Raw genomic sequence first — 12306 nt, forward strand, 5'->3', positions numbered from 1 at the left:
GCAACGGCGCTCTCAACTAAAGAGAAAGCGAAGCATTTCTGGCGTCGCGGGGGTGTTGGCGCTGCTTCTGGTTGGCGGCATTGCAGTTCTAAACGCCTATCTGATGGCCGAAAAAGCGCCCAATCCCCTTGCTCTAGTCTACAATGGCGAAATGGTCGCCACACCTTCGCCCAACGCACCAGACGCCGCCCAACCGGCTGCGTTCCAGCAGCCTCTTGCCAGTTCGCCGCAAATCCCGCTAAACCAAGTGGAGACAGAGCATCTGCTGTTCATGCGGGAAGAGGAGAAGATGGCGCGTGACGTCTACCAGAGGCTGTTCCAGCGTTGGGGGGTTTCCGTTTTCGCCAGCATCACCCGCTCTGAACAGCGTCACGTGGACGCCGTGGGTCGGCAAATCCAACGCTATGGCGTTCCCGACCCCATGAACCCGGATATTCCCGGTCAATTCAAAGACCCCCGTCTCGCCGACTTATACAAGAAACTCATTGCGCGCGGTGACCGCTCCATCGAGTCGGCGCTACGCGTTGGGGGGGTAATTGAAGAGACCGATATTCGTGATCTGGACAACGCCATCGCGCAGACGCGGCAACCGGAGATCGTTCGTGTCTACACCCTGATTCAACGCGGCTCATTCAATCATCTGCGCGCCTTTGTGCATGGCTTGGAGCTGCGCGGCGTGGCGTATGCACCATCCATCCTGGATTCACAGCGCGTCAAACAGATACTACAACAACCCATGGATACGGGATTCTTTGGCCGCAACAGCGCAGCCCCCACCGCGCCATGACCATAGGAAAACTCGGTTAGAGCGCTTTACCAAGGCCATCATCCAACCCCTGGCGCATATTGGCGAGCAAGTTTTCTACATCGGCGCCCGGCTCGCCGCGCACAATACTGACATCTGCATGCGCCAACACATACCCAACCCCCTTCCCTTCCAAGCCCACCGGGGTAACCACCTGGTCCGCGCCCAACGCCACCAGCCAACGCCCCAAAGCGATCCCGCGTCCGCTCTCCTGCTCCAAGAACGGATTTTGTAGACGCTCGCTTTCTCGCCATGAGCCGTGATCATCCAGGCGTTGGAACAGAACAAATTGCGGCGCTTGACATAAGCACTCGGCCAGATGTTGACCGCCCTGATCCACCGCAAACGCCACCTTGGGATTGTGAGCGCCCTGCGGCCGCAACTGTAGCGCTACTCGCTCCACATGGGGCACGGTTTGACGAATCAACGCGCTTAATCGCGCGCGCAGCGCGTCGCCGCGGCTCAGGTCCCGCGTTCTAAGAATCAAGATGGCCTGAACAAAACGGAAACGACCGGCATTGCGTCCCATCAACTCCGCCACCTCCGCCACCAACGGCTCTTGTGCGAGAATCTTGCGAATGCGTTGTAGCGTTTGATCATCCAAACTGGCGTCCAACAGGGCGCGCATGGCGTTGCTCAGCAACTCCCATCCGGCCATCAGAATGAACGCCACAATAAACAGCGCCGCCCAACGGTCCAGAGCCCACCCCACGCCCTGCCCCGCCAAACCCAGCAGCACCGCCCCCGATGAGAGCGCATGCGCCCGGAACTCAACGGCGTCGGCAATCAGACTGGGGGCATTGGCGGCGCGCCCGATGCGCATCTCGTAGTGACTGAACCCCACTGGCAACGCCAAAGCGATCACGGTTCCCAGCACGATCCAACCATCCACCATAACTGGGCTCGGTTCGCTAAACAGCGCGCTCTGGGCGATCTCATAAGCGGTCACAAAAATCAGCAGAGCGATCACCAGCGCGACGATATTCTCCACCTTGTAAAGACCGTAAGGAAATGCGCTGGATTGTCGCCGCGCAATGCGCAATCCCAGCACGACGCCAACAGAGGCCAGCAGATCCACACTGTTATGCGCCATCTCCGCACCCAACGCCAGACTGCCAGAAAGCCACGCCAACACCGCATTAAGCGCAATCAAGACGACATTGACCCCCAAGGAGAGCAAACCGACCCGCAGCAACAGTCGGTCGCTTGGTTGCACGTTGTCTGGGTTTTGAGCGCGCATGGTCGCCCCCATCAGCGACTGAATTGACGCCACGCCAACCAAGCGACCAATGCGCCTATCCCCAGCCAAGCGCCCATGCCCAACCCCATGCCCAGCCCCATGCCAGCCTCCTTGATGAATTGCGCCTTGGCGACACTAGCAATGCTCACTTTGGCCCCGGCGCCCGTGGCGCTCAACGCGTTGGTTGTTGCGGTCATAGCCATGCTTTTACTCCTTACGCTTATTGCGGTTTCCTAACGCTGCCTGAGGCGATAGACCAAATATCCCAAGCCAACCAAACCCACTACCCATACAGCGACGCCCGCACCCATGCCAGCACCCATGCCCAGCCCCTTGATCAAATGCGACTGGACAGCGGCCTTGAGAATCGGCGATCCCACAGCGGCGTTGGCGGACCCGGATGAAGCTGTGGCGTTGATTGCTGGAAAGTTCATCATCTTCTCCTATTTTCCAGAGGCTTTGCGACTGCCGCTTGGATGGCGAGCAAAGTAGCGGTAAGCGGCGTAACCCAGCACGCTCACGGCGCCAACGGCGACCCAAGGCGTCAGCGACGCGCCAACCAATGCGCCCACAGCGCCCAGCGCGGCGCTTTTCCCTACCCCCCCAGCCGCCGCCGCTTTGGCGGATCCAAACACCAATGCGCCGCTTTCCCCACCACTTATGGCTGCTGGTGTTGCATTGGCGATACGCTGCGCATGCTGTTGGGCTGCATGCGCTGCTGGCGCGCTATGACTGGTGGTGAATCGAACGGGCACTGGGCTCTCCTTTGCCTGATTTAGAGATCGTGTAGGCGGAGTGCTGGGACTCTTTGCCCACTCCCCGCCCCCTGACTCTGCGCCGATTTTGCGACGGGCGTTGCGGCGTGGAGAGCCACTGTAACAGATGCAGCGCTGTGGACGCTTTATGCGCCACGGATAGAATGGGGATAATGGCAAGATGAATCATGATTGTCTCTCCCGCGATAAACGCGCTGCAAGGCGTTGACGCGCCCTTTGCGGCAAATAGCGATCAATCCAGCGCACTAGACGTTGCGCGCCCTCCGTGTTCGGTGAACGGGGAAGTTGATGGAACTCCGCCATCACCCACGCCTCCAGATTCAAACGATACCCTCGCGCCTCTTCTGCCAGCCAGGCTCGCGCTAAGGCGTATTGATGCTCAGAGAGTATGTGTAACGAATCAGAGATCATAACGCCGCCTCGCCGCTCTGTCGTCCACGTTATGGAACACATTGATGACATTACAGGAAACGGGCCATTGCAAAGTCAATCCTATATATTTATTCAACAATTTGATTTATATCACTAATTAGTCATTTCAGGTTAAACATTGATGGTCACTCTGTGGGATTTCCATAGCCATAAATGTCACTTTAGGACATTCTTGACTCGTCATTATTGACTACCTAGCCCTTCATGGAGCTGACATGTCTGCTTGTCTCGACGCAATTGAGCTTAGAGCGCTTCAAGAGCAACCAGATCCCGCCGCCATCATCGATGCGAACTTTCATATATTGGCCACCAATCAAGCCTATCGCGACGCCTTTCACGCCGGAGAGGATGTCGCGGGCATGGCCTGCCATCAAGCCTCCCATCAATTTGAACAACCATGTGATGAAATGGGGGAATGCTGCCCGCTGCGCGCCTGTATCCACTCACAGGCGAAAGAGCGCATGCTGCACGTACATCAGCTATCAGGCGGCAGACAGTATGTTTTGGTGGAGATTGAACCCCTGTTCAATGCACATGGCGAGGTTCACTTCTACCGCGAAATCCTGCGACCCACAGTCACCGCCAGCGCTGAGCCCAAACCCATCGGCCTAGTTGGAGCCAGTCAACCCTTTATCTCGTTGCTTGAACAGGTGCATCTCGTTGCGCCGGAACAGACGCCTGTTCTGCTGTTGGGAGAATCCGGCACCGGTAAAGAGCTGATCGCGCGCGCGTTACACGACGCCAGCAAACGCGCCACAGAGCCCTTTGTTCCGGTCGAATGCAGCGGGTTGAGTGAAACTCTCTTTGAAAGTGAGCTTTTTGGTCATCGCAAAGGGGCTTTTACGGGCGCCCTGAACGATAAGCCCGGCTTAGTGGAGGCTGCGCAGGGCGGCTCGCTGTTTCTGGACGAAATTGGAGATGTCCCATTGAATCTTCAGATCAAACTACTGCGCCTGCTGGAGTCGCACACCTATCGCAAGGTTGGCGAAACAGAGATTCGCAGCGCCGACTTTCGCCTCATTTGCGCAACAAACCAAAACCTTGATCAGATGATGGAACGAGGTCAATTTCGTCGCGATTTGTACTACAGGATTAGCGCATTCCCGATTCGCATTCTGTTTCGGTTCAGATGGAAAATGACAAACCAATCGTTCATAATGTAGAGATATTGAGCGGAGGTTTGTATGGAACGGAAGAAGCGGAGATTTACGGCTGAGCAGAAGGTAGGCTATGTGCGCCGTCACCTGGTCGAGAAGGTGGTTCTCTCGGATCTGTGCGACGAGGCGGGCATTCAGCCCAGCCAGTACTATCGCTGGCAAAAGGCTTTGTTTGAGAACGGCGAAGCGGCCTTGTCTGACAAACGCGGCCAAAAGGCTTGTGACCGACAGATTGCCGAACTAGAAGCGAAGTTGGCAACCAAAAATGAAGTTATGTCCGAGCTTCTTGAGGCGCATGTTGCGCTAAAAAAAAGTCTTGGGGTGAGCTGAACGGCTGCTGGGTGGAGCCGGACATACGGGATTCGGTGGTGGATTTCGTGGCGTTTTGGTCAGACAAGAGCGAAATCGACACGAGCCGAATTATCAACTGGATAGGCGTGCAAAGGGGCAAGTTCTATTCATGGCGCAAGCGCTATGGAATGGTTAACGACCACAATGGCCGTATTCCCCGAGATTTTTGGCTGGACGATTGGGAAAGGGAAGCGATTGTCGCCTTTTTCCATGAACATCCGTCAGAGGGCTATCGGCGCCTGACCTACATGATGCTGGATGCAGGCGTGGTGGCGGTCAGCCCCTCTTCAGTGCTGCGTGTGCTCAGAACTGCCGGGCTGATGCGTCGTTGGAGCCCACCGCCCTCGCAGAAGGGCACAGGGTTCAAACAGCCTTCGGAACCGCATAAACACTGGCATGTGGACATCTCCTATCTGAATATCCAGGGGACGTTCTACTATCTGTGCAGTGTCCTGGATGGATGTAGCAGGTTTATCCTCCACTGGGAGATTCGTGAGTCGATGAAGGAAGATGAGGTTGAAGTGGTCCTGCTCCGAGCTCAGGAGGCCTATCCGGAAGCTAAGCCGCGGCTGATCTCAGACAATGGGCCGCAGTTCGTTGCCAACGATTTTAAGGCGTTCATCCGGGAATCCGGCATGACGCATGTGAGGACTTCGCCTTACTATCCGCAGAGCAACGGAAAGCTGGAGCGTTTTCACGGTAGTTTGAAGCGTGAGTGCATTCGGCCTCAGACGCCATTATCGCTGGAAGATGCCCAGCGGGTTGTGGGAAAGTACGTCGAGCATTACAACACCCGGCGGCTCCATAGCGCCATCGACTACGTCACCCCACAGGATCGCCTGGAAGGGCGGCATGTGCAGATCCTGGCCGAACGAGATCAAAAGCTTGAGGCGGCCAGAGAACGGCGTCGGACGACGTACCAAAAGCAGTCTTTTCAGCCATCCCAAAAAATGGCTGAAAAGGCGAACGGCTAACTGATATTTTGGCTTAGGCGGTTGTCATGTTTCCGCTGAACCAGCACAACATAATGGCGATACGCCTAAAAGCGATCGTGTGTATGGGCTTGGGCGCAAGTCGGCGGGAGCGCCATAACGGAGTTCGGCGTAAGCGGGCGGGGTTTGGATCTGTTTGATGTGGGGGGTTATGGCCCCCCACGCCCCCCTCGGCCTACATCGCCGCCGCGCCAGGCGGCGCGACGACCCCACGCACCAGACATGCTGGCAATCTAGTTTGACCCACACCCCCTCCCCTCCCCTGCTTCCCAGTAGCGGACTACTGTGACGCCTTGTCGCTATACGCCGTCTTGCGCCTGTCTCCCCACTGACCCATATACCCACGCTCAGAGCCTGCCACAGATCTTCGGACACACGGACACACCAACGTGGCGCGCCATGGCCACACTCCGTTACCAACCCATGCACCTCTCCCCATGGCTTCGTAGCTCCACATCCAACCACCACCATGCGCCGCCATGCGCACATCTCCCCACTGACCCATATACCCACGCTCAGAGCCTGCCACAGATCTTCGGACACACGGACACACCAACGTGGCGCGCCATGGCCACATTCCGCTACCAACCCACGCACCTCTCCCCATGGCTTCGTAGCTCCACATCCAACCACCACCATGCGTCGCCATGCGCACATCTCCCCACTGACCCACATCCCCACGCTCAGAGCCTGCCACAGATCTTCGGACGCACGGACACACCAACGTGGCACGCCATGGCCACACTCCGCTACCAACCCACGCACCTCTCCCCATGGCTTCGTAGCTCCACATCCAACCACCACCATGCGTCGCCATGCGCACATCTCCCCACTGACCCATATACCCACGCTCAGAGCCTGCCACAGATCTTCGGACACACGGACATAGCAACGTGGCGCGCCATGGCCACACTCCGCTACCAACCCACGCACCTCTCCCCATGGCTTCGTAGCTCCACATCCAACCACCACCATGCGCCGCCATACGCCCATATCCCCACCGACCCATGTAACCACTTTGGCAGCCAGCCACCGACAGACCAACGTGGCATGCCATGACCACATCTTGCCATCGCCCGATGCGCCCATTCCCGTGGCTCCATGGGGGCACCCCACACTATGGTAGTGGCGCAGTCGGGAGAGGGGCGCGTGGCCGCCTATGACTGGGGCACCGTGGCGCGCCACCGTCATGGTTAGCTATGTCAGTGGCTTGACACGGCGTCATCAATCCATCAGGCCATCGAACCACGGCAACATCTCCCAACCACGCCACTTCACCACCGCGCCATTACCCCATGTGGCCATAACCATGGCCCCGTGGCGCGGCCTCCCGGTGGCGTCATGGCGCGACACAGCAGGGGGAATCCCCGCCCGTGGAGAGAGGGGCCGCAACCCGCCAACGTCCCTACGCCGCCCCCAGAGTGGCCCGACATTTCGGTGGCGACGTGGATTGGAACGGAGATTGCTTTGTGGTGCGATAGAGATGGGCCTAGCCACGTCGGTATGACGCCAGCAATCCACCATGATGGGTGGGTGGGAACGCTGTAAGATATCGAGGGCTTTGCCCTCGAGCTCCCAAAGACCACACCGTGGGCTCCGCCCACACCCGCTGGGGGCGCGGCCCCCAGACCCCGCCGCCGACCAGTCGGCGGCCAATAGTCAGCGCAAGCTCATGCAACGTCACGCACACATTGGGCGCTCTTGAGCAAGCTCTTAGCAGAGGCATTCCATGGCGCAGTCAGTCATCGCGGTGATCAATCAAAAGGGTGGGGTGGGGAAGACCACCACCGCCGTCTCCCTGGCGGCGTGTCTGCATAGTAAGAAGTCGCCCGCGCTGGTGCTGGACGCCGACCCCCAGGGCAGCGCCGTAGGCTGGTCGCGCATGGGCGATGGCTTCGGCTTCGCCGTGGAGGCGGTGGACCTCACCAGCGACGGCGCAGCGCGCGCCCTCAAACAGACCATCGCCAGCCATGACGGCCATGTGGTGATCGACTGCCCGCCCGAAGCCAAACAACCGGCGGCGGTGGCGGCGGCTTTGGCGGATTTGGTGCTGATCCCGGTATCGGCCTCGGGGCTGGACGTGATGGCCACCAAACGCGCCACGGATTTGGTGCTGGACGCGCGCAGCATGCTGGGCGGCGAACGGCCCCGCGCGCTGCTGGTAGCGACTAAATTCGACCGCACCGCCATCGCGCGGGATATGGCGCAGATGCTGCGCGGCTTCATCGGCGAGGCGGATTTTGATCAACTCAACCCCGATGGCCCGGCGGTGGCGGCGACGCGCATCGCCAATTTGGTGCCGCTGCGCGAATGCACCGCCAGCGGCCTGACCATCGTGCAGTATCAACCCAAAGGCAAATCGGCCCAGGAGTATCGCGCTCTGGCCAAGGAAGTGCTGAAACAGATCAAACAAGGAGAGTAAAATGGCAGGCAAAACCTTTGGCAACGCCATGCGCAACCCCAGTAACGCCGACCTGATGGCGGGCGTGCTCAGCGGCCTGCATGATGACTCGGTCGAGCAGAGGGTGGAGGAGGGGAGCCAACACGCCCCCATGGAAACCCTGTCCGCCGCCGCGCCTGCGCCCGTCGCTCAAACCGCGCCCAAAGCTCCCGCCAAAGCCAAAAGCGCCGCCACGCAGACGCCGACCGAGGCGATGGTGGCCACCAATATCAAGATTCCCGAACGGCTGCGCTGGGCGCTGGATGATCTGGTGATCGCCGAAAAACGACGCGGCAATCGCGCGGCCAGCATGAACGAGTTCGTCACCACGTGTCTGGAAAAAGAGCTGCCCAAACTGCTCAAGCAGTACGGCCTGGGCGGATGACCAAGCGCAAGCCGGACGCCGATAAACTGTCTGAGGCGGAGGCCGAGGAGGGGAGGGGAGCGGTTCGCATTGGCCAGGTGTTGCCGGAGCTGGTGCAACAGCCGCTGCCGTTCTGGCCCGACGAGGATCGCGCTGCGCCCACCATGATGTTGCAGTCGGCGCTGTTCGGCTGCGCGGTCAAAGGCGAGCGCCCCATGGTCAAGGATATGGCGTTGGCCACCTGGGGCTCGGTAACCATCCGCTATACTGGCGAACGGCTGGATCAGGGCGATCTGGACGTATGGTATGAGCTGGTGCATCGCTCCCGCGACAGCCTGGGGCATATGGTGCCGGTGAGCGCCTATTCGCTGCTCAAGGCCATTGGCCGCTCCACCGGCAAGACGCAATATGAGTGGCTCAAACGTTCGCTCAAGCGCTTGCAGGTGTGCGGCGTAGAGGTGGCGCGGGCCGATGGGCGCGGCTATCAAGGGCCGCTGGTGGCCGCCTTCGCCTTCTCCGAACGTGAACGCAAATACGCCTTCCGCCTCAATCCGGAACTGGCCGAGTTGTTCAAGAACGAGGGCTTCACCCGAGTTGTGTTCGAAACCCGGCTCAAGCTCAAAACCGACACCGCACGCTGGCTGCACAACTACATCAACACCCATCGCGCCACCTATGAACGTCCGCACCGCGTCAAGCTACAGACCCTGCATGAGCTGATCGGCTCGGAGACCAAGAACATGCGCGCCTTCCGCAAGCGCATCCGCGACACCCTGGAGCAGTTGCAGGAGCATGGGGTGGTGGAGAGTTGGGAGGTCACCGACAATGATACGGTGGTGATCGTGCGTCCCGACCGCAACCGTCAAGGCGCGCTCTCCTTTGAATAGGGGGGATTTGTTTGATGTGGGGGGCTATGGCCCCCCACGCCCCCCCTCGGCCTCCATCGCCGCCGCGACAGGCGGCGCGGCAACCTCCTCTGCCGGACAGGCTGGCAATCGAGTTGGGTGTGGGCTTGCCGCCTTCACGCCCCAGCAGCCGTTATCGATATGCCGAGCCTACGGGCTGTGTGGCCACGCGCGTCAGCGATATGCTGAGATTGAATCTACGCGCGACGGGGCGTTACCGATATGCCGAGTCGCCGTCTGCGGCGGGTTCTCCCGTTACCGATATGCCGATATGCGCCCGGTCTCCAGCGGATGCGCGCTGCGTGCGTTATCGATATGCCGAGTCGCAGCCTGGGCCGGGTTCTCCCGTTACCGATATGCCGATATGCGCCCGGTCTCCAGCGCACGTACATTCCGTACGTTAGCGATATGCCGATAGGGGAGGCCACCCTACTTGACTGGCGTTACCGATATGCCGATAGCCGCCCGACCACCAGCGGACGTGCATTCCGTACGTTAGCGATATGCCGATAGGGGAGGCCACCCTACTTGACTGGCGTTACCGATATGCCGATAGCGCGAGGTCGCTGCGCCGGGCTGGCGCGGCGACGATGGAGGCCACAGGGGGGCGTGGGGGGCTATGGCCCCCCACATCTAACAAATCCAGCCCGAACCCGCGCAGAACGCCGTCAACACAGGCCCCCCCCATCTAACAAACCTGCCGTTAGCGACATGCCGATACTTGCCCTCATGATGCAGAAGAGGGGCAAGGGGCAACGCGGGGAGCGTCAGCGATATGCCGAGGTCTGGATGGGTCAACAGGGTGAGCGTCAGCGATATGCCGAGGTCTGGATGGGTCAACAGGGTGAGCGTCAGCGATATGCCGAGGTCTGGATGGGTCAACAGGGTGAGCGTCAGCGATATGCTGAGGTCTGGGGACAGAGCAGGGGCGCAGCGTAAGCGTTATGCCGAATACTGGTTGCAATAAACGGCTTGTGCGCAGCCGATGGGAGGTTATCCACAGGGTTATCCACAGAATCATCCACAGAGTTGATGCGGCTTCGGCGTATCAGTGACGCAAACTCGGCGTATCAGAAACGCCAATTCGGCGTATCAGTGACGCTGTGGATAATTTAACATAATGATATCCAGATGTTATATGACCTGCGCAGAACCTTATCCGTTCTTTATCCCTCTATTATCCGTTTATTGTTGTAGAGAGGGGAGGGAACAGTGGCGTTTGAGAATGGCACCGTAAAAATGCATCACTGAAACAGCTTGGATCGTCCAAAAATGGCGGTCCAAAAATCCCTGAGGAGGCTACACTTTTGTGGACACCAAATTTAGGGGAGAATGAGACCCTCCAAGAATGAGGTGTCCGATGAGTCAAAGTCGCAGCAAGAGATATCCGGCGGAGTTCAAGCGCCGAGCGTTGGATCTGGTTGAGAGTTCAGATCTTCCGGTGGCTGAAGTCGCCAGGCAGTTGGATCTGAGCCCCAAGACGCTCTACAACTGGCGCTCAGCGGCGAGGGCGAGCCCCACTGCTGGGAAGAACTCCTCAAGCCAGAAGTGTGCTGGTTCAGCGGAAACATGACAACCGCCTAAGCCAAAATATCAGTTAGCCGTTCGCCTTTTCAGCCATTTTTTGGGATGGCTGAAAAGACTGCTTTTGGTGCGTCGTCCGACGCCGTTCTCTGGCCGCCTCAAGCTTTTGATCTCGTTCGGCCAGGATCTGCACATGCCGCCCTTCCAGGCGATCCTGTGGGGTGACGTAGTCGATGGCGCTATGGAGCCGCCGGGTGTTGTAATGCTCGACGTACTTTCCCACAACCCGCTGGGCATCTTCCAGCGATAATGGCGTCTGAGGCCGAATGCACTCACGCTTCAAACTACCGTGAAAACGCTCCAGCTTTCCGTTGCTCTGCGGATAGTAAGGCGAAGTCCTCACATGCGTCATGCCGGATTCCCGGATGAACGCCTTAAAATCGTTGGCAACGAACTGCGGCCCATTGTCTGAGAATGGCGCCGTAAAAATGCATCACTGAAACAGCTTGGATCGTCCAAAAATGGCGGTCCAAAAATCCCACACCAGAAAAAGCTCTCTAACTCAGAAAACTCAGTCATAGAGTTTCCGGGTCAGGGGGTGGGAGGATGTATTCAGTGAGCATGTACAGAGAAGTGCGTTTGGCGGTAACCAGAGGCGGGATGAGCAAGCGCAAGGCGGCGGAGACTTTTGATCTGGATCCGCGCACAGTGCGCAAAATGATGGAGAACCCTGAGCCGCCAGGCTACCAGCGGAGCAAGCCGGTCAGATTGCCCAAACTGGGGCCGTTCACCGGGTTCATAGATCAGATTCTCAAGAACGATCTGGAGAAGATCAAGAAGGAGCGCCACACCGCGCAGCGGATATATGAACGGCTGTGCGATGAATACGGCTACGACGGGAAATATGGCGCGGTCAAGGAGTATGTGCGCGGCAAGCGTCTGCATCTGAAAGAGAAGTTTGTTCCCCTCAGCCATGCGCCCGACACGCCCAGGTGGACTTTGGGCAAACGCACGGCGTGATCGGCGGCGTGGAGCGCAAGATCCACTTTTTCTGTATGAGTCTGCCCTACAGCGACGACAGCTTCGTTATGGGCTTCCCCGCGGAAACCACGGAAGCGTTTTGTGCGGGGCATAACGCCGCCTGTGATCACTTCGGCGGCGTTCCCCAAAGCATTCTGTACGACAACACCAGCATCGCCGTGGTCAAAGTTTACCGGGATGGTCGCCGAGATCTGACCGAAGAGATGATCCGGCTGCAATCCCATTACCTGTTCGATAGCCGCTTTGGCCGCCCGGCGCGAGGTAACGACAAAGGCAAGG

General features: G+C 58.8%; 13 protein-coding genes and 1 pseudogene. 10 read left to right on the forward strand and 4 right to left on the reverse strand.

All coding sequences use genetic code 11. The annotated features are described in order from the left end of the window. The first annotated feature begins 52 nt into the window (after positions 1-52). A complete protein-coding gene (locus MAIT1_RS00525; protein ID WP_158089233.1) occupies positions 53-787 on the forward strand; it encodes a DUF2202 domain-containing protein in 735 nt (244 codons plus the stop codon). A 16-nt stretch (positions 788-803) separates the two neighbouring features. Here MAIT1_RS00525 and MAIT1_RS00530 read toward each other — a convergent pair whose 3' ends face one another. Together MAIT1_RS00530 and MAIT1_RS00535 are read right to left on the reverse strand one after the other, a co-directional pair. Further along, positions 804-2045: a cation diffusion facilitator family transporter gene (locus MAIT1_RS00530; RefSeq protein ID WP_158089234.1), complete on the reverse strand. Its 1242-nt coding sequence runs from the start codon at positions 2043-2045 to the stop codon at positions 804-806. 11 nt (positions 2046-2056) lie between these two features. Continuing rightward, complete coding sequence (locus MAIT1_RS00535) at positions 2057-2248, reverse strand: hypothetical protein (RefSeq protein ID WP_085440074.1); 192 nt, start codon at positions 2246-2248, stop codon at positions 2057-2059. A gap of 1220 nt (positions 2249-3468) precedes the next feature. Between MAIT1_RS00535 and MAIT1_RS00550 the strand changes: the two genes are divergently transcribed. The 3 genes from MAIT1_RS00550 to MAIT1_RS00560 are packed head-to-tail and all read left to right on the forward strand — an operon-like array spanning position 3469 to position 5735. Further along, positions 3469-4416, forward strand: coding sequence for a sigma 54-interacting transcriptional regulator (locus MAIT1_RS00550; protein ID WP_085440077.1), 948 nt, complete (start codon positions 3469-3471; stop codon positions 4414-4416). 21 nt (positions 4417-4437) lie between these two features. After that, positions 4438-4740, forward strand: a complete 303-nt coding sequence (locus MAIT1_RS00555; RefSeq protein ID WP_085440078.1) for a transposase — start codon at positions 4438-4440, stop codon at positions 4738-4740. Between the two features lie 11 nt (positions 4741-4751). Beyond that, on the forward strand, positions 4752-5735 hold the full coding sequence (locus MAIT1_RS00560; protein WP_198947757.1) for an IS3 family transposase: 984 nt from the start codon (positions 4752-4754) through the stop codon (positions 5733-5735). Between the two features lie 1242 nt (positions 5736-6977). Here the strand turns inward: MAIT1_RS00560 and MAIT1_RS22400 are convergent. Continuing rightward, positions 6978-7106: a hypothetical protein gene (locus tag MAIT1_RS22400; RefSeq protein WP_275531615.1), complete on the reverse strand. Its 129-nt coding sequence runs from the start codon at positions 7104-7106 to the stop codon at positions 6978-6980. Positions 7107-7482: 376 nt separating this feature from the next. Here MAIT1_RS22400 and MAIT1_RS00565 point away from each other — a divergent pair, with 376 nt between their 5' ends. The 4 genes from MAIT1_RS00565 (at position 7483) to MAIT1_RS22615 (ending at position 11035) form a co-directional block, all read left to right on the forward strand. Beyond that, entirely contained in the window at positions 7483-8175 is a 693-nt protein-coding gene (locus MAIT1_RS00565) for a ParA family protein (RefSeq protein ID WP_085440079.1), read from the forward strand. 1 nt (position 8176) lies between these two features. Further along, positions 8177-8578 (forward strand): hypothetical protein, encoded by a 402-nt coding sequence (locus tag MAIT1_RS00570; protein WP_085440080.1) that lies wholly within the window; start codon positions 8177-8179, stop codon positions 8576-8578. Beyond that, positions 8575-9444, forward strand: coding sequence for a plasmid replication initiator TrfA (trfA, locus tag MAIT1_RS00575; RefSeq protein WP_085440081.1), 870 nt, complete (start codon positions 8575-8577; stop codon positions 9442-9444). The genes MAIT1_RS00570 and trfA overlap by 4 nt, the downstream gene beginning before the upstream one ends. Before the next feature lie 1378 nt (positions 9445-10822). Beyond that, positions 10823-11035, forward strand: a complete 213-nt coding sequence (locus MAIT1_RS22615; protein WP_158089235.1) for a transposase — start codon at positions 10823-10825, stop codon at positions 11033-11035. Positions 11036-11059: 24 nt separating this feature from the next. Here MAIT1_RS22615 and MAIT1_RS00590 read toward each other — a convergent pair whose 3' ends face one another. Continuing rightward, positions 11060-11398 carry an integrase core domain-containing protein gene (locus MAIT1_RS00590; protein WP_198947758.1) on the reverse strand — a complete coding sequence of 113 codons (339 nt, stop codon included), beginning with the start codon at positions 11396-11398 and terminating at the stop codon, positions 11060-11062. A 248-nt stretch (positions 11399-11646) separates the two neighbouring features. Between MAIT1_RS00590 and MAIT1_RS00595 the strand changes: the two genes are divergently transcribed. Both MAIT1_RS00595 and MAIT1_RS00600 read left to right on the forward strand, forming a co-directional pair. Next, complete coding sequence (locus tag MAIT1_RS00595) at positions 11647-12006, forward strand: hypothetical protein (protein WP_085440084.1); 360 nt, start codon at positions 11647-11649, stop codon at positions 12004-12006. Positions 12007-12014: 8 nt separating this feature from the next. Next, a pseudogene (locus tag MAIT1_RS00600) lies at positions 12015-12306 on the forward strand (DDE-type integrase/transposase/recombinase); the annotation flags it as partial.

The sequence above is a fragment of the Magnetofaba australis IT-1 genome (genome assembly GCF_002109495.1).
Classification (GTDB): Bacteria; Pseudomonadota; Magnetococcia; order Magnetococcales; family Magnetococcaceae; genus Magnetofaba; species Magnetofaba australis.

Coding starts and splice junctions, on each gene's coding strand:
- MAIT1_RS00565 (WP_085440079.1), top strand. CDS start 7,483: ATGGCGCAGTCAGTCATCGCGGTGATCAATCAAAAGGGTGGGGTGGGG.
- MAIT1_RS00535 (WP_085440074.1), bottom strand. CDS start 2,248: ATGGCTATGACCGCAACAACCAACGCGTTGAGCGCCACGGGCGCCGGG.
- MAIT1_RS00590 (WP_198947758.1), bottom strand. CDS start 11,398: ATGACGCATGTGAGGACTTCGCCTTACTATCCGCAGAGCAACGGAAAG.
- MAIT1_RS22615 (WP_158089235.1), top strand. CDS start 10,823: ATGAGTCAAAGTCGCAGCAAGAGATATCCGGCGGAGTTCAAGCGCCGA.
- MAIT1_RS00530 (WP_158089234.1), bottom strand. CDS start 2,045: ATGCGCGCTCAAAACCCAGACAACGTGCAACCAAGCGACCGACTGTTG.
- MAIT1_RS00555 (WP_085440078.1), top strand. CDS start 4,438: ATGGAACGGAAGAAGCGGAGATTTACGGCTGAGCAGAAGGTAGGCTAT.
- trfA (WP_085440081.1), top strand. CDS start 8,575: ATGACCAAGCGCAAGCCGGACGCCGATAAACTGTCTGAGGCGGAGGCC.
- MAIT1_RS00570 (WP_085440080.1), top strand. CDS start 8,177: ATGGCAGGCAAAACCTTTGGCAACGCCATGCGCAACCCCAGTAACGCC.
- MAIT1_RS00595 (WP_085440084.1), top strand. CDS start 11,647: ATGAGCAAGCGCAAGGCGGCGGAGACTTTTGATCTGGATCCGCGCACA.
- MAIT1_RS00550 (WP_085440077.1), top strand. CDS start 3,469: ATGTCTGCTTGTCTCGACGCAATTGAGCTTAGAGCGCTTCAAGAGCAA.